Source organism: Cupriavidus sp. HMR-1 (genome assembly GCF_000319775.1).
GTDB classification, from domain to species: Bacteria; Pseudomonadota; Gammaproteobacteria; order Burkholderiales; family Burkholderiaceae; genus Cupriavidus; species Cupriavidus metallidurans.
On record NZ_ANKP01000239.1, the window covers coordinates 1 to 15,780 of the forward strand.

Here is a 15,780-nt window from a genome sequence, read left to right on the forward strand (position 1 = left end):
ATCGCGCGGATGCCAGCACGCTGACCATCGCCACCGGCAAGACGCTCGCGCGTTCGATGGTGCCAGCATGGCTGGCCGGCCTGCGCGAGGCACTGCGCGACGACCCTGCCGGCGCCGGCTTCCGCACACGGCTATCGACCCATGCCACGCACGATGCGCTGGCCATGTTCACCGAGGGCGATGCTGACTTCCTGCTTTGCTACAGTCCGCACGATATGCCTGTGATGCTGGACGACGCGCGCTATGTGTTCCATCCCGTGGGTGTCGAGCGCATGGTCTGCGTGGCGGCCGCCGATGCGCGTGGTGGCCCCACCTTCCGGCTGCAACGACCGAAGTCGGGCACGCGCCCGGCGCCGGTGCCGATGATTGCCTATGCGGAGACGCTGACGATGGGCCGCATGGTCAATCAGGAGATTGCCCGCCGCAAGCTGGCAAGTTGGCTCGACGTGATCGCCGTCAGCGACTTCGCCGAGTCGGTACACGAGATGGTGCGGCAGAAGATGGGGCTGGCCTGGCTGCCGGCGCGTCTGATTGCCGACGATCTCCATTCGGGACGCCTGGTACGTGCCGATCTTCAGGGCGGCGACTCCGTCGACCTCGCGCTCGATATCCGCCTGTACCGCCCGCGCGCGCAAATGCGCCCGTTGGCCGAGGCGTTCTGGCGGGCCGCGGCGGCCGCCTGAGCACTGGTTCGTCCCTTCTCCCGGTCTATACACCCGTCGTGCGGAGCGGGGAGTCAGGCAGCCATTGCCAAATTGGCAATCCACATTGCCAAAGCCGCATGTTTCCCGCTGCGCGTCTCTCTACCATCGCCGGACAACATTCCTAGAACTGCCCGGAGAAATCATGAAGACCCTGCTGCGCGCGGCCGTTGCCGCCTCCCTCGCCTGTTGTGCATTCGCCGCAAGCGCGGCCGGCAACTACCCGACCAAGCCGATCACGCTGGTGGTGGGCTATACCGCGGGCGGCAGCGTCGATCTGGTTGCGCGTACCGTGGCGCCGGAACTGGGCAAGCGTCTGGGGCAGAGCGTGGTGATCGAGAACCTCGGCGGCGCTGGCGGCACGATCGGCGCGCAGAAAGTGGTCAAGGCCGATCCCGACGGCTACACCCTGCTGATGGGCTCGGGCAGCGAGGTGTCGATCGCCCGCCTGACCAACCCGGCCGTGCGCTATGACGGCGAGAAGGACCTGGCGCCGATCACGTTCGTCGGCACGCAGCCGATGGTGCTGGTCGGCAAGCTGCAACTGCCGGCCAAGGACGCTGGCGAATTGATGGCGCTGGCCAAGGCGCAGCCGGGCAAGCTGTCCTATGCGTCTTCCGGCGTCGGCACGCCGCTGAACCTGGCCGGCGAACTGATCAAGCAGCAGGGCAAGGTCAACATCACCCATGTGCCGTACAAGGGGGCCTCGGCGATGTCCACCGACCTGCTCGGCGGTCAGATCGACCTGGCCGTGATGGTGCTGTCCTCGGCGCTGCCGCACATCCAGGCGGGCCGCATTCGGGCCTATGGTGTCACCGAAGCCAAGCGCGCCAGCGTGGCGCCGAACGTGCCGGCGCTGGCCGAGACCCCGGCGCTCAAGGGCGTCGACATGGGAGTATGGTTCGGATTGATGGCACCAACGTCTACTCCCCGCCCTGTTATTGATCGCCTGAATAATGAAATGCAGGCCGTACTGGCCATGCCCGAAGTTCGCAAGAAGCTGGCCGAGGCCGGCGTGGAAGTGGCGCCGGCCAATCCGGCCCAGTTCGCGAGCTTCGTCAAGCGCGAAACCAGCCGCTATCGCACGATCGTGCAGGCGGCCGATATTCGCGAGTAACTCCTGAGGAAGTCCCGATGACGCAGACCGCTCCCGCCTTCGACGCCTACCCCGTCGAAGTCGAATTTCCCGATATTGGCCCGTATGCCGAGAGCAACACCGGCATCGCCTACCTCCATACGTTCGACAGCGGCCTGCCCGGGCCGCACGTGATGATTAATGCACTGACGCACGGTAACGAGGTGTGCGGCGCGATCACGGTGGCCGGGCTGCTCGACCATGGGCTGCGGCCGCGACGCGGCAGGCTCACGCTGTCGTTCGCCAATGTCGACGCCTACGCGCGCTTCGATGCGGCGAAGCCCGATGCGTCGCGCTTCGTCGATCAGGACTTCAACCGGGTCTGGACTTCGGCGGTGCTCGACGACCTGTCGCGCGATTCGTCCGAACTGCGCCGGGCGCGCGCGATGCGTCCGGTGATCGATACGGTGGACCTGCTGCTTGACCTGCACTCGATGCACGAGAAGAGCCGGCCGCTGATCGTGTCCGGTCCGCTCGACAAGGGCATTGCGTTGTCGCGTGCCATTGGCGCCCCGGCCGACATCATCGTCGATGAAGGCCATCCTGAAGGCCGCCGGATGCGCGATTACGCGGACTTTGGCGATCCGGCCAGCCCGCGAAATGCGCTGCTGATCGAATGTGGCCAGCATTGGGAGACCTCGGCGGTGGATGTCGCGCGTGACAGCACGGCGCGCTTCCTGCTCAGCGCCGGCATCGTTGAGGAAGCCGATCTGCCCGCGGGCTGGCTGCGCCCGCTGCCGGCCGCGCAGCGCGTGATTCGCGTGACCGAGCCCGTGGTGGCGACCAGCATGGATTTCCGCTTTGCCGGCCCGTACACGGGGCTGGAGACCTTTGCCGATGCCGGAACCGTGATCGGCTGGAACGGCGGTGCCGAGGTGGTCACGCCGTATCCCAATTGCGTGCTGGTGATGCCCTCGCTGCGCCAGTTGCGGCCCGGGGTGACCGTGGTGCGCCTGGGACGGCTGGAAGCCTGAGCACTGGAGCACTGGAGCATCCACGCGCCAGAAACCCACGATCTTCATGCGGCGAGCCGGCAAGATGCCCCCTCAAGAGGCGTTCCCCGGCCCCGCTTTTCTTAGGCCTGAATGCCGCTCGCTCAGGCGGCGGGCGCTACGCCACCGGAGCCTGGCTGCGAACCCGGGGTAGGCGCCGGTGCTGCCTGGGCAGGCACCGGTTGGGGCTTCAGGCCCGGGAACAGCTGGTCGACCAGTTCGTCGATCTTGGCGTCCGGCTGGATCAGATGGCTCAGATTGATGCCGCCCGCGCTGCGATTGGCGTTGTAGATGGCCTTGCCGGCACGCTCTCCGTTGCGGAATACCGTGATGTCGACCGAGACCAGGAACGGCGTTACGAATGTCTGGCGCTGGGCCGTGTACGTGGCGGTCATCGGGCACGCTGCCACCGACGAATACGGCTGCAGGACCTTCACTTCGAAATTGCGCGCGCGCAGTGCGTCCGCGAAGTTCTCCACATAGGCATTGCCGTTCACCTGATTGGGGATGATGCAGAACAGCGCGCCATCGGCACCTACCACGTGATTGCCGTTGACGCGGAACTGCGCCGGTCCGCCATAGGGGCCGGGCTGGAAGCTGGCGATCGGGTCAGCCTGGCCCTGGTCAACCGGTGTGACGGCTTGATAGGTGGAACAGCCGCTGGCCAGCAGGGCCAGCGTGGCGGCAATCGTTGCTCTTTTCATCGTGTGTCCTGAGTCGCGTCGGCGCGGGCGCCGGCCGCCCGGATCCAGATGAGGGGCACATTGGCGGCACGCATGCCTGCGTACTGTAGACGCGCGGGCACAGGGTCAAATCACTGAACAACGGGGCACTGATGCCGCAAATCTCCCGCGTGCCGCGCACGGCACCGCGCGGGACGGCGATTTAATTGGCGCCGCCGCGAATCAGGCAGTCATTCAGCAGCGGCACGCCGCCCTCGCCTTGCCCGGCGCCCGTGCATTCGACGGCCACCTTCTGGCCACGCCGGACCATGGTGGCGCGCGCCTCGACCTCGCAGACCCTGCCTGCCGGGCCACAGATCTGCCGGCGCAGCAGGTTTGCCCGGACCAGTTCACCCGGGTTGCTGGTGCGGATTTCCAGGAACACGTTGTTGCCGTCGTCGCGCCGGATGCCGCTGGCCACGCCTTCGACGATGAAGTACTTGCCGCGATAGCGGTCGTCGGCCTCGCCTGCATTGTCGCGATAGTCGGCAAACAGGCCATCGGCCTGGTACTGGGGCAGGACGTCGGCGGGACGCTCGGGATCGATGCTGATCGGGTCGAGCGTGCCATTACGTGGGATGCCGCGCGGGATGCTGGCTGGCTGGGATGATGGCGCGGCGCCGGTTTCAACCGGTACGACGTCCCCCTTGTCATTGCCAACGAACCACAACAGGCCGAGGACGACCACGGCAACGACGGCGATGAGGGATTGCTGCAGGCGGCTCAACATCTCGGGGACGGGCTCCTCTGGAGCCAGATAAGTGGTGAAAGGCCGCCAGTGTAACGCGCCTACTCCTGGCTGACCCGCGCCAGCAGATATCCCTTGGTGGCCGCAAGCACTTCGTTGGACAACGGCGTGCCCTGCGTGGCGCGCGAGAGCACCAGGGCGCCGACCAGCGTGGCCATCTCCGCGATGGCATTGGCGCGATTGGCGGCGGCGTTGCCGCCCGGCTGGACGCTGGCCAGAACATCCAGCAGTTTTTCGAGCCCTTCGTGGTAGGTCGCGCGAACCGGTTTGTCATCGCCCTCGCGCGCGACATCGTTGGCCAGCGCCGCCGCCGGGCAGCCACTTCCAGGCGCATTGCGGTTGCGTGTGGACAGATAGCCATCGATCAGCGCCGCGAGCGCGGTTGCCTTGTCAGGCGCTTCTTCCACACGTTTGCGCCAGCGCGCGTTCGACTCCTCGAATGCGCGCGCGCAGGCGATGGCGGCCAACGCATCCTTCGATTCGAAATGGCCGTAGAAGCCGCCGTGCGTCAGTCCGGCCGCACCCATCAGATCGGCTACGCTGATCCCGTGAAATCCTTGTTCGCGAAACAACTGGGACGAAGCCTGTTCAATGGCTATACGGTTCTTTTCCGTTTCCGCTTTCGATACCCGCGGCATGACTGACTCCCATCACTGACTTCCATCCTTGGGGACTGACTCACCATCCGTGCCGGGATGGTCTGCCACATTGTTTGCCAAGTCAACGGCGTCCAGTTGAGTGATACCGATCGAGCGGCCTCTTGCAGGTGCGCCTGTCATCGCCACGTATGCTGCGGCGTCATACGGCGTCGGCTGTCCAAGTTGCGCGAGGAACAAGTCGCGCATGATGTCGCCCTGCTGCTCGAGCTTGTAGGCCGTGAGTGGCTTGCCGGGCTCCAGCCGGTACCGGTACTGGTTGAAGCCGAGGAAGTGCCGGATCTGCTCGCCAAGTCCTTTGCACAACACGTTGACGCCGTGCTGGTGCTGCCAGACGTGCGTCATCTCGTGAATGAAGAACGCCTGGATCTGGATGCCGGCAGCGCTGAAGTCTGTGTAGTGACGCAGCCTTCGGCCGAGGTACATCTGCCCGTTTGGCGTGATGATGTATCCGGCGCCCTGCCAGAACACGTAGTTCCGCGCGTGGATGCGGACCTGCCTGTAGTCGATGTCATCGGCAAAGACACTGCGGGCGAGCGCGATCTCACCGGGGGTGAGGGGGCGAGAGGTTTTCGCGGAAGACATCAGGAGACGGTTCGCCTTGTGCTACCGGTCTTGTCTCGCCAAGCCGTCACTTCCCGATGCAGAACCGCGTGAAGATCGTCCCCAGCAGGTCGTCGCTGGTGAACTCTCCAGTGATGCTGTTCAGGTGATCCTGCGCCAGCCGCAGTTCCTCCGCGAACAGATCCAGCGCCTGGGCGTGCTGCGAGGCGCTGGCCTCGGCGAGTTCGAGGTGCGATTCCGCGTTGCGCAGGGCGATGAGATGGCGCTCCCGCGCCAGGAACGCGCCTTCATTGCCGGACTGCCAGCCGATCAGGCGCAGCAGTTCGCTGCGCATCAGGTCGATGCCCGCGCCGGTGCGCGCGGAGATCCAGATTTCGGTCGGGTTTGGCCCATTGGCCGCCACCACGTGCGGGCGGTTGCCGCCAAAGCCCATCGCGCCGACGGACGGCGCGAGGTCGATCTTGTTGATGACGCGAACGATCGGAGACCCGGGGGGCAACTGGCCGCTCAGGCGATCGTCGATATGGTCATCGGTCTCCGAAATGCCATGCTCGATGTAGTCCGCCGCGTCGATCAGATGCAGCACGATATCGGCGTGGCGGATGGCTTCCCATGTGCGCTCGATGCCGATGCGTTCCACTTCGTCGGCGGCATCGTCGCGCAGCCCTGCGGTGTCGATAATGTGCAGCGGGATGCCGTCTATCTGGATCGTCTCGCGCACGCGATCACGCGTGGTGCCGGCAATCGGCGTGACGATGGCGAGATCCGAACCGGCGAGCGCATTGAGCAGCGAGGACTTGCCCACATTGGGCTGTCCGGCCAGAACCACCGACAATCCTTCACGCAGCAATGAGCCCTGCCGCGCCTGCTTGAGGACGCCCGCGAGATCTTCGCGAATGCGCGTCAGTTGGCCGCGTGCATTGGAGGCCTCGAGGAAATCGATCTCCTCTTCGGGAAAGTCCAGCGTGGCTTCCACCAGCATTCGCAGGTGGATGACTTTCTCCACAAGCGCATGGATCGCCTTGGAGAACTCTCCCTCCATGGATCGCGCCGCAGACCGCGCCGCGGCCTCCGTGCTTGCTTCGATCAGATCCGCCACGGCCTCGGCCTGCGCGAGGTCGAGCTTGTCGTTGAGGAACGCGCGCCGTGTGAACTCGCCCGGCTCGGCCACACGCAGGCCGATGTCCTTGCCGGCCTCGAGGCAGCGCGACAGCAGCATCTGCATCACCACCGGTCCGCCATGGCCCTGCAACTCAAGCACTTCCTCGCCGGTGTATGAATTCGGTGCCGGGAAGTAGAGCGCGAGGCCATGATCGATGACATTGCCGCGCGCATCGACGAACGGCAGATAGGTGGCGTGACGTGGCTGCAGCGTGCGGCCGCATACGGCGCGCATCACGGCGCCGACATCGGGGCCGGAAACGCGCACGACGCCGATGCCGCCACGGCCTGGTGCGGTGGCAATCGCGGCGATGGGAATCTGGGATACGGTCATGGGCAGTATTGTCGCAGATCGTCCGCATGGGGGATGATCGGGGTGGCAAGGCTCAGCTTGCCAGGCATTCGCATATCAGCCTGTGCGCCACGGCGTCGTCGATGATGCCGCCGAGTTCGGTTTGGCGTGCGATGAGCTTGCCGTGCAGCCGCTTGCGGTACCGCTTGGGCAGCACATCGGACAGCGCTTCGATTGCATACCTCAATCGCTTGTTGCCGATCCGCAGCGCATGGACGTGTGCGATCTGGCCGTCGCGTGCCACGCGCGCCAGATCGCGTACGCGCCCGCGCGCTTTGCGGATGCGCCCGCGCGCGAACGCGGCCATGCTGCCATGCTGCCCGTGACGGGTCTTGGGATCAGACAGGTGCAGCAGATCCCGGTAAAGGGTGGGCAATGGCGCCTGCCGGTAGCGCGTCAACTGCGTGACCATGAGCGTGCGCGCCTCGGCGCGCTTGGCATGGGCGACGTCGATCAACGCGACCAGCACCGGGTCCCCGGGTTGCAGGGCAAGGGCGGGCAGCAGCGTTTCGGAGAGGAAGACGTCCCAGTCGCGCACGGCGCTGGCGGCATCGGCCACGTCATGGAGCGCCAGCTTCCAGCGCTCCCTGATGGCGTGCGGCAGGATCGGGCCGAAGGCCCAGGTCACCGCACGCAGGTGTCGCACGGCCACGCGCAGTGCGTGCACGTCTTCCGCTATGTCGCGTTGCAGCAGGGCGTCGAGCTGAGCCTCGACGATGCGCAGACCCGAGCCGCCCAGCATGACAAAGGCGGCGACAGGGCGCATCTTCCGATGCAGCTCGGGCGGACGGCTCATGGCGGTATCTCTATGCGCGCCTCTTGGACAAGAGGAGACTGCAAGGCGTCACTGCAGTGTAGGCGACGACGCACGTGATACCAACGCCATGTTCCGTGGAGGCTTCCTAGCGCGTTGCGACGATGAACACGCGCGGGAACGGCAGCAGGACCGTGCCATCGGACATGGCCGGGAATACCTTGGCCACTGCCGCCTCATATCGCTTCAGGTATTCGGCCTTCTCATCCTCGGTCAGAGGCGCCAGGAACGGCCGCAGGCCGCTGCCCTTGAACCACTCGACGATGGCCGCCGGGCCGCCTTTGAGCGGATGTTGGTAGATCGTGCGCCAGATGTCCACGCGTGTGCAGTGCGGCTTGAGCAGTTCGTAGTACCAGCGCTCGTTGGCCAGCGGCGTGCGGGCCTCGGCGGCCTTGGCGAGCTTGTCCGCCCACGGGCCGTTCAGCGCTGTCTCGCGCATCAACTGGTGCGGCGGCTCGTTGAGGTTGTCCGGCATCTGCACGGCCAGGCTGCCGCCCGGCGCCAGCTTGTCGATCAGCGAGGGAAACAGCGTGGCGTGACCTGGCACCCACTGGAACACGGCATTGGCCAGGATCACGTCGTAGGGGCCGGGGTCATTCCAGGCGGTGACGTCGGCGATGTCGAAGCGCAGGTCCGGCAGGCGTTTGCGTGCCGCCGCAATCATGTCCGCATCGCTGTCGAACCCGGTTACCTCGGCGCCGGCGTAGCGCGCGGCCAGTACCTCGGTGGAGTTGCCCGGGCCGCAGCCGACATCGGCAGCCCGCCGCGCGCTGGCGGTGGGGATCGCCCCGACCAGATCCCGCACCGGGCGGGTCCGTTCATCCTCGAATTGCACGTATTGGCTGGCGGACCAGGTCATGGCGTATCCCCTTTCGTCTTGGTGAAAGGGATTCTAGTCTTATATAAGATATAAGACTAGGGGCGTGCGCCGAAAAAGAAAAAACCCGGCGCGAGGCCGGGTTCTTCCAGGTTCGGGGTCGGATCGGCGGTGATCAGCTCTTGGCTACCGCAGCCGTCTTGCCCTTGCCGAGCATCCGGTTGATCTGCCATTGCTGGGCGATCGACAGGATGTTGTTCACCACCCAGTACAGCACCAGGCCGGCCGGGAAGAAGAAGAACATGAACGAGAACACCAGCGGCATGATCATCATGACCTTGGCCTGCACGGGGTCCGGCGGGGTCGGGTTCAGTCGGGTCTGCACGAACATCGACACGGCCATCACGATCGGCAGGATGTAGAACGGATCCGGCACCGACAAATCGTGAATCCAGCCCAGCCACGGCGCGCCGCGCATTTCCACCGACGACAGCAGCACCCAGTACAGCGCGATGAACACCGGAATCTGAATCACGATGGGCAGGCAGCCGCCGAGCGGATTGACCTTCTCGGTGCGGTACAGCGCCATCATTTCCTGGTTCATCTTCTGCGGATCGCCCTTGTGGCGCTCGCGGATGGCCGTCATGCGGGGCTGCAGGTCCTTCATCTTGCCCATCGACTTGTAGCTGGCAGCCGACAGCGGGAAGAACACGAGCTTGATCAGCACGGTCAGCCCGATGATCGACCAGCCCCAGTTACCCAGGAAGCCGTGCAGCTTTTCCAGCAGCCAGAACAGCGGCTTGGCCAGGATAGTCAGCCAGCCGTAGTCCTTCACCAGTTCCAGGCCCGGGGTGATCTGCTCGAGCATGCGCTCTTCCTGCGGGCCGGCGAACAGGCGGGCATCGGTGCTGACCGTTGCGCCCGGGGCCAGTTGACCCAGCGGTTGCTGGATACCCACGCGGTACAGGTTCGGGTCGATCTGCTCGGCGTAGAAGCTGTGCTGCTTGCCGGTCTGCGGAATCCAGGCCGATGCGAAGTAGTGCTGCACCATCGCCACCCAGCCGTTGTCGGTGGCGGCCGGCACGGTGGCCTTGCCCTTGGCGATGTCTTCGAAGGTGAGCTTGTGGTACTTGTCGGCGTTGGTGTAGATCGCCGGGCCCGTGAACGTGCTGTAGAACTGCGATTTCTCGACCTTGCTGCCATCACGCGCCAGTTCCAGGTACAGCGTCGGCGAAACCGCCGCGGTGCCCGTGTTGGTCACGTCGAAGCGCGTGTCGACCACGTAGCTGCCCTTGTGGAACGTGTAGGTCTTGACGAACTTCACGCCGTTTTTCTCGGCGGTCAGCACTACGTCGAGCTTGTCCTGGCCCGGTGCCAGCGTGCGCGTGCCCGGCGCCACCGTGAACACGGTGGTGTGGTTCGGCAGGTCGCCACCGATCAGGCCCGAGCGGGCCAGGTAGGTGCGATTGACGTCGCGTTCAAGCAGGACGACCGGCGCGCCATCCTTCTCATGCTCGTTGAGCAGTTCCAGGCGCGACAGGATGCCGCCGGCCGTGTCGATCTCGGCGCGCACCTCGTCGGTGGTCACGGTGACCTTCTCGCCGACCGGCTGCGCAGCCGCTTGCGGCGCTGCCGGAACCGTTCCAGGGGCTGCGTTCGTCGCGTTCGCCTTGGGCACGTCGGCCTGAGGCGTAGCGCCACCAGCGCCGGCCGGGGCGGCCTGCTGCGTGTTGGCGCTCGGGAAGAACATCGACGCGTGGCCGTTGGCGCGCTGCCAGTTGTCGTAGAGCAGCACGAGGGACATCGAGAAGATGACCCACAGGATGGTGCGTTTGATATCCATGTCTCGCTATGGTCGGAGGAAATCAGGGTCTGGGAAGCCGGACCGTGACAGGCGGGCGGCCTGGCGCGGCGGATGCCGGGGGCGCCGCGGCGGTCCCGTGTGTTGCAGGCACGGGATCATACCCGCCCTTTGTGAATGGGTGGCAGCGACAGAGTCTGCACGCTGCCATCCAGGTGCCGCGCGCCGCGCCGTGCTGCACGATGGCGTCGCGGGCATAGTCGGAACATGTGGGCAGGAAGCGGCACTGCGAGCCCAGGTAAGGACTCAGGGCGATCTTGTAGATGCGCAGCAGGGCAAGCAGGATTCGCTTCATGGTGGTGGTCAGGCAGGCGCCTCGGGCGTGGTGGGCACATCCGCGAAAGCCGTTGGCGGTGCCGTGGGAACGGCGGGCGCAACGGGTAGCGGCTTGGCCGCCACGTCCAGCAGTCCGCTGATCTCCGCATGGCAGGCCTTGCGGATCGCAACCCGGCTGGAGAACTCCGCACGCGGAAACTTCGCTTGCAGGCGCAGCAGAATATCGCGGCCCGCGAATTGGGCCTGCCGGCTCCGAAACAGTTCCCGCACCATGCGCTTCACGAGATTACGCTCGGCCGCGCGTGGTGCGAATTTCTTGCCGACAACGATGCCCAGCCGGGCCTGCGCCTGGCCGTTGGCGCGCACGTACAGCACGAAGTGCGTAGTGCGACGCCGGGGCCGCAAAGCAAAAACGGATGAAAACTCATCCGTCTTTGTGAGCCTCGCGGCTTTGGGAAAGGCATGGTTCGACACGCTTGGCAAAGCTAGCGGCAAGCTGGGCTTCGACGGGCAGTGCTCCCGGCCATCCTGAGTGCGAGGCGCTTGGCCGGGCAGGCTTTCATCGAGGCAGCGCGAATCGCGCAACCCGACGTTCACCGCCCGGGCCGGTCGCCCGGCACTCAGATCGCCAGGCGCTTGCGGCCCTTGGCGCGGCGTGCGTTGATCACGGCACGACCGCCACGGGTCTTCATGCGCACGCGGAAACCATGGGTACGCTTGCGGCGGGTAACGGAAGGTTGGTAGGTACGTTTCATGTTGCACTCTCTGGTTGATCCGGGCTTTCCGGGCGCCGGCGATTTGCCGGGGCGCCTTGGCCGCCGCGTATGGTTCGCATGGGGCTGTGCCGCGATGCAGACTCTGGGAAAGCTGCGGCCTTGCCGACGATTCTGGTTCTGTCTTGCTGCCGGCCGCCGCTGGCATCGCCACATTGGACGAAGCGCCGGCGGGGATCAGGCCGCTTGCCTGATGCCGCACATGGTTCACACGCACGGTACGGGCCAGACCCGGCGATGCGCATACGTGATCCCCTGCCGCATCGCAGAACCCGCCATTTAACCGATATTCGTTGCGACTGTCAAGGCGTCCGATGGTTGAGGCCGACGGCGGCGGCGAATCCGTCACGTCGCCGTGGCGCGCCATTGTCCACAAGTCGCAGTGGGTAACTCTGTGGGTATTCCCGGTCATCCATACGCATTACCGGCAGCAATCAAGTCATTGTTTTCGATAGCCAATTGGTCGTTTTTGCCTTGTACCGAGAACGGCTTCTGACATGGTTGTGCACAGCAATCCACTGAATTTTCACAACTTGTCCACAGGGTTATCCTTTGTGGATAACTTGGGCAGGGGGGTACAATCCCGGTCCAAACACCACACGGGCTTGCGTGGCGCACGCACAACCCGGACTTCCTGCCTTTGGTATACCGCCATGTATACCGTTTGATCGACGCCGTTACGATGCCTCGGGCACGTGGACGGCCTGTTGTCGTTGACGCGTTTGGGAATGACGCGGAGGCGGCATGGCAGGGCAGAGTCCGTGGCGCGCGTACGTTGCGATACTCGTGACACGTCCGCAAGGATGTGATCACTTAGAAGAACACATGCAAGATTTCTGGCAGGCAGCAGCCGCGCAACTCGAGCGCGAACTGACGCCGCAACAGTTCAAGACCTGGATCAAGCCGTTGGCGCCCGTGGCCTTCGACGAGGAAGCGCACGCGCTGCGGATTGCCGCGCCCAATCGCTTCAAGCTTGACTGGGTCAAGAGCCAATTTTCGGGCCGGATCACGGCCCTCGCGTGCGAGTACTGGGAAACGCAGGTTAGCGTTCACTTCGTGCTTGACCCCGCTGCATCGGGGCGCGCGGCCGCATATACCCAGCAAGCGATGCAACAGGGCCAGGATGCGCCCGCTGCAATGGGTCCGGCCATGAGCGCAGCAATGAGTGCGGGCCATGCGCCTTATCCGGGCATCGCTGGCATGGCCGGAGGCCAATCCTACGGGCAGGCTGGCGCGCAGGTTCCCGGCGCGCATCCGAACCAGATGGCTGGATATCCCGACTATCCCGGCCAGTCCAACGGCGCGCCCGCTGGCTATGGCGGCACGGCGGGCGGACAATCGCCCTATTCACAGTCGCAGCAGTCCGCGCAGGGACGCGGCGCGGCACCCACCGGGCATCCGCTTCAGGGCAATTCGGCAGCGCATTTGCCGGACATGGGCGAGATCGACGTGGCCCAGATGGACCCGGCCGAAGCCAGCGCCCGCTCCTATCGCGTGCCGTCGCCACAGCCGGCAGCGCCGGCCGGGGCGCAGCAGCAGAGCGACACGGTGCACGAGCGCTCGCGCCTGAACCCGATCCTGACGTTCGACAACTTCGTCACCGGCAAGGCCAACCAGCTTGCGCGCGCCGCGGCGATCCAGGTGGCCAACAACCCGGGCAAGTCGTACAACCCGCTCTACCTGTACGGCGGCGTCGGCCTGGGCAAGACTCACCTGATTCACGCGATCGGCAACTTCATGCTGATGGAGAACCCGCGCGCGCGCATCCGGTACATCCATGCGGAGCAGTACGTTTCCGACGTGGTGAAGGCCTACCAGCGCAAGGCGTTTGACGAGTTCAAGCGCTATTACCACTCGCTGGACCTGCTGCTGATCGATGATATTCAGTTCTTCTCCGGCAAGAACCGCACGCAGGAAGAATTCTTCTACGCATTCGAGGCGCTGATCGCCAATCGCGCCCAGGTGATCATCACCAGCGATACCTATCCGAAGGAGATCACCGGCATCGACGACCGGCTGATTTCGCGTTTCGACTCCGGCCTGACTGTGGCGATCGAGCCGCCCGAGCTGGAGATGCGCGTCGCCATTCTGATGAAGAAGGCCGCTGCCGAGAACGTGAGCGTGCCCGAGGAAGTGGCCTTCTTCGTGGCCAAGCACCTGCGGTCGAACGTGCGCGAACTGGAAGGCGCGCTGCGCAAGATCCTGGCGTTCTCGAACTTCCATGGCAAGGACATCACGATCGATGTCACGCGTGAAGCGCTGAAGGACCTGCTGACCGTGCAGAATCGCCAGATCTCCGTGGAGAACATCCAGAAGACCTGCGCAGATTTCTACAACATCAAGGTCGCGGACATGTATTCCAAGAAGCGGCCCGCCAATATCGCGCGGCCGCGCCAGATCGCAATGTATCTGGCGAAGGAACTGACGCAGAAGAGCCTGCCGGAGATCGGCGAGTTGTTCGGCGGGCGCGATCACACCACGGTGCTTCACGCCGTGCGCAAGATTGCCGAAGAGCGTAGCAAGGACGCGCAGCTCAATCACGAGTTGCACGTGCTGGAACAGACGCTCAAGGGCTGACACACGTGCAGGTCGCGTGCGCCGAATGCGGCGCCGCAGCCTGCCGAAAGCGGCTCATCGACGATTTCGAGGGCCAGCCTTGCCGGGCTGGCATACTACTGGGTGCGCGTCCGACGGCAAGCGGGCGCCGGTAAACTGTTGGATCGCGGGAATCTGGCCTCAGATAAGGCTTTGCGGTGAGTCGGGACGGATTGGCAGAGGTTGGCGGCGGAATGTGGCATTTTGTGCACAACCGGGCGCCGTGCCGGGTTCGCCCCGCTTCACCGCAGCGGCTTATCCTTGGTACAATGCGACATTAACTCCTTGATTCCTAAGTGAATTTGGAGTTGTGCGAAACCCTGCGGTCGCTATCGACAAACGACGAAGGATAAATTCAATGCAATTGGTCAAAACCTCGCGAGACAATCTGCTGCGTCCGCTGCAAATCGTGAGCGGCATCGTGGAGCGCCGCCACACCCTCCCGATCCTGGCCAACCTGCTGATTCGCAAGTCCGGCTCGAACGTATCCTTCCTCTCGACCGACATCGAGATCCAGATCACGACCCATGCCGAATGCGGCGTCGGTAGCGACAGCGTGGCAACCACCGTGGCCGCGCGCAAGCTGCTGGACATCCTGCGCGCGATGCCTGACGGCGACGTGGCGCTGTCGCTGAACGACAAGCGCATGACCGTGCAGTCGGGCAAGAGCCGGTTTGCGCTGCAGACGCTGGCCGCGGAAGAATTCCCGACCGTTGCCGAAGCCGCCGAATTCAACGCCAGCGTGAGCCTGCCGCAGAAGACGTTCAAGCATCTGCTGGCGATGGTCCACTTCGCGATGGCGCAGCAGGACATCCGTTACTACCTGAACGGGATGCTGCTGGTGGTCGATGGCAAGAAGGTCATGGCCGTGGCGACCGACGGTCACCGCCTGGCGTACTGCGGCGTGGAGCTCGAGAATGAAGCGACCGGCGTCGGTTCGCGCCAGGAAGTGATCATCCCGCGCAAGACCATTCTGGAACTGCAGCGCCTGCTGGAAGACACCGATGATCCCGTGCAGGTGCAACTGGCCGCCAATCAGGTCAAGTTCACCTTCGCCAATATCGAACTGATCAGCAAGCTGGTGGAAGGCAAGTTCCCGGACTTCCAGCGCGTGATCCCGAAGGGCTACAAGAACGCGTTTGCGATCGACCGCGTGCAACTGCAACAGGCGCTGCAACGCACGGCGATCCTGACTACCGACAAGTTCAAGGGCGTGCGTTGCATTCTCGATACGCACGTGCTGAAGATCAGCTCCACCAACGCCGATCAGGAAGAGGCGCAGGAAGAGCTGGAACTCGATTATTCGGGCGATGCGCTCGATATCGGCTTTAACGTGACCTATCTGCTCGACGTACTCGCCAACCTGAAGAGCGAGCAGGTGCAGGTCAGCCTCGGCGACTCCAATTCGAGCGCGCTGATTACGGTGCCGGAAGACGACAACTTCAAGTACGTCGTCATGCCGATGCGCATTTGATGGCCACCATCAGACGCCATCCAGACCACAATCGGGCACACACCGCAGCAGGGGCCGGATCGAACCGATCCGCCCCTTTTGCCGTTTTTAAGTAACCCGCGAAACGCGGACCTACCGCACCCGCCGCATTTTTGGCGCA

At 64.5% G+C, this 15,780-nt stretch carries 16 protein-coding genes; 5 read left to right on the forward strand and 11 right to left on the reverse strand.

What is annotated here, in order from left to right; translation table 11 throughout:
* The 3 genes from D769_RS25240 to D769_RS25250 form a co-directional block, all read left to right on the forward strand.
* Positions 1 to 683, forward strand: a 683-nt coding sequence (locus D769_RS25240) for a substrate-binding domain-containing protein (protein ID WP_008650827.1), incomplete at its 5' end; no start/stop codon positions are given.
* A gap of 163 nt (positions 684 to 846) precedes the next feature.
* Positions 847 to 1,818 (forward strand): tripartite tricarboxylate transporter substrate binding protein, encoded by a 972-nt coding sequence (locus tag D769_RS25245; protein ID WP_008650828.1) that lies wholly within the window; start codon positions 847 to 849, stop codon positions 1,816 to 1,818.
* Between the two features lie 17 nt (positions 1,819 to 1,835).
* Positions 1,836 to 2,810 carry a M14 family metallopeptidase gene (locus D769_RS25250; protein WP_008650829.1) on the forward strand — a complete coding sequence of 325 codons (975 nt, stop codon included), beginning with the start codon at positions 1,836 to 1,838 and terminating at the stop codon, positions 2,808 to 2,810.
* Positions 2,811 to 2,932: 122 nt separating this feature from the next.
* On the opposite strand, the gene D769_RS25255 is transcribed toward D769_RS25250, so the two are convergent.
* The 11 genes from D769_RS25255 to rpmH all read right to left on the reverse strand — a co-directional run bounded on the left by D769_RS25255 (position 2,933) and on the right by rpmH (position 11,554).
* Positions 2,933 to 3,532 (reverse strand): Sbal_3080 family lipoprotein, encoded by a 600-nt coding sequence (locus D769_RS25255; protein WP_008650830.1) that lies wholly within the window; start codon positions 3,530 to 3,532, stop codon positions 2,933 to 2,935.
* Positions 3,533 to 3,713: 181 nt separating this feature from the next.
* Complete coding sequence (locus tag D769_RS25260; protein WP_008650831.1) at positions 3,714 to 4,280, reverse strand: OB-fold putative lipoprotein; 567 nt, start codon at positions 4,278 to 4,280, stop codon at positions 3,714 to 3,716.
* A 59-nt stretch (positions 4,281 to 4,339) separates the two neighbouring features.
* Positions 4,340 to 4,936, reverse strand: a complete 597-nt coding sequence (locus tag D769_RS25265) for a TetR/AcrR family transcriptional regulator (RefSeq protein ID WP_008650839.1) — start codon at positions 4,934 to 4,936, stop codon at positions 4,340 to 4,342.
* 12 nt (positions 4,937 to 4,948) lie between these two features.
* Complete coding sequence (locus D769_RS25270) at positions 4,949 to 5,539, reverse strand: hypothetical protein (protein WP_008650841.1); 591 nt, start codon at positions 5,537 to 5,539, stop codon at positions 4,949 to 4,951.
* Between the two features lie 46 nt (positions 5,540 to 5,585).
* Entirely contained in the window at positions 5,586 to 7,013 is a 1,428-nt protein-coding gene (mnmE, locus tag D769_RS25275; protein ID WP_008650843.1) for a tRNA uridine-5-carboxymethylaminomethyl(34) synthesis GTPase MnmE, read from the reverse strand.
* Between the two features lie 52 nt (positions 7,014 to 7,065).
* On the reverse strand, positions 7,066 to 7,827 hold the full coding sequence (locus tag D769_RS25280) for a CHAD domain-containing protein (RefSeq protein ID WP_008650844.1): 762 nt from the start codon (positions 7,825 to 7,827) through the stop codon (positions 7,066 to 7,068).
* A gap of 106 nt (positions 7,828 to 7,933) precedes the next feature.
* Positions 7,934 to 8,704, reverse strand: coding sequence for a trans-aconitate 2-methyltransferase (gene tam, locus D769_RS25285; RefSeq protein WP_008650846.1), 771 nt, complete (start codon positions 8,702 to 8,704; stop codon positions 7,934 to 7,936).
* Between the two features lie 133 nt (positions 8,705 to 8,837).
* A complete protein-coding gene (gene yidC, locus D769_RS25290; protein WP_008650847.1) occupies positions 8,838 to 10,505 on the reverse strand; it encodes a membrane protein insertase YidC in 1,668 nt (555 codons plus the stop codon).
* 22 nt (positions 10,506 to 10,527) lie between these two features.
* Complete coding sequence (gene yidD, locus D769_RS31435; RefSeq protein WP_008650848.1) at positions 10,528 to 10,818, reverse strand: membrane protein insertion efficiency factor YidD; 291 nt, start codon at positions 10,816 to 10,818, stop codon at positions 10,528 to 10,530.
* Between the two features lie 8 nt (positions 10,819 to 10,826).
* On the reverse strand, positions 10,827 to 11,273 hold the full coding sequence (rnpA, locus tag D769_RS25295) for a ribonuclease P protein component (protein WP_085959095.1): 447 nt from the start codon (positions 11,271 to 11,273) through the stop codon (positions 10,827 to 10,829).
* A 146-nt stretch (positions 11,274 to 11,419) separates the two neighbouring features.
* The gene (gene rpmH, locus D769_RS25300; protein ID WP_008650850.1) at positions 11,420 to 11,554 is read right to left on the reverse strand and encodes a 50S ribosomal protein L34; all 135 of its coding nucleotides are present in this window, start codon (positions 11,552 to 11,554) and stop codon (positions 11,420 to 11,422) included.
* 843 nt (positions 11,555 to 12,397) lie between these two features.
* Between rpmH and dnaA the strand changes: the two genes are divergently transcribed.
* Complete coding sequence (gene dnaA / locus D769_RS25305) at positions 12,398 to 14,149, forward strand: chromosomal replication initiator protein DnaA (RefSeq protein WP_008650851.1); 1,752 nt, start codon at positions 12,398 to 12,400, stop codon at positions 14,147 to 14,149.
* 376 nt (positions 14,150 to 14,525) lie between these two features.
* Positions 14,526 to 15,641 (forward strand): DNA polymerase III subunit beta, encoded by a 1,116-nt coding sequence (dnaN, locus tag D769_RS25310; RefSeq protein WP_008650852.1) that lies wholly within the window; start codon positions 14,526 to 14,528, stop codon positions 15,639 to 15,641.
* Positions 15,642 to 15,780: the final 139 nt, after the last annotated feature.

Excerpts from the sequence above, each read along its gene's own strand:
- D769_RS25280 (WP_008650844.1), bottom strand. The coding sequence starts at position 7,827 with ATGAGCCGTCCGCCCGAGCTGCATCGGAAGATGCGCCCTGTCGCCGCC.
- D769_RS25265 (WP_008650839.1), bottom strand. The coding sequence starts at position 4,936 with ATGCCGCGGGTATCGAAAGCGGAAACGGAAAAGAACCGTATAGCCATT.
- yidC (WP_008650847.1), bottom strand. The coding sequence starts at position 10,505 with ATGGATATCAAACGCACCATCCTGTGGGTCATCTTCTCGATGTCCCTC.
- D769_RS25250 (WP_008650829.1), top strand. The coding sequence starts at position 1,836 with ATGACGCAGACCGCTCCCGCCTTCGACGCCTACCCCGTCGAAGTCGAA.
- D769_RS25270 (WP_008650841.1), bottom strand. The coding sequence starts at position 5,539 with ATGTCTTCCGCGAAAACCTCTCGCCCCCTCACCCCCGGTGAGATCGCG.
- rpmH (WP_008650850.1), bottom strand. The coding sequence starts at position 11,554 with ATGAAACGTACCTACCAACCTTCCGTTACCCGCCGCAAGCGTACCCAT.
- D769_RS25245 (WP_008650828.1), top strand. The coding sequence starts at position 847 with ATGAAGACCCTGCTGCGCGCGGCCGTTGCCGCCTCCCTCGCCTGTTGT.
- tam (WP_008650846.1), bottom strand. The coding sequence starts at position 8,704 with ATGACCTGGTCCGCCAGCCAATACGTGCAATTCGAGGATGAACGGACC.
- mnmE (WP_008650843.1), bottom strand. The coding sequence starts at position 7,013 with ATGACCGTATCCCAGATTCCCATCGCCGCGATTGCCACCGCACCAGGC.
- yidD (WP_008650848.1), bottom strand. The coding sequence starts at position 10,818 with ATGAAGCGAATCCTGCTTGCCCTGCTGCGCATCTACAAGATCGCCCTG.
- dnaA (WP_008650851.1), top strand. The coding sequence starts at position 12,398 with ATGCAAGATTTCTGGCAGGCAGCAGCCGCGCAACTCGAGCGCGAACTG.
- dnaN (WP_008650852.1), top strand. The coding sequence starts at position 14,526 with ATGCAATTGGTCAAAACCTCGCGAGACAATCTGCTGCGTCCGCTGCAA.
- D769_RS25255 (WP_008650830.1), bottom strand. The coding sequence starts at position 3,532 with ATGAAAAGAGCAACGATTGCCGCCACGCTGGCCCTGCTGGCCAGCGGC.
- D769_RS25260 (WP_008650831.1), bottom strand. The coding sequence starts at position 4,280 with ATGTTGAGCCGCCTGCAGCAATCCCTCATCGCCGTCGTTGCCGTGGTC.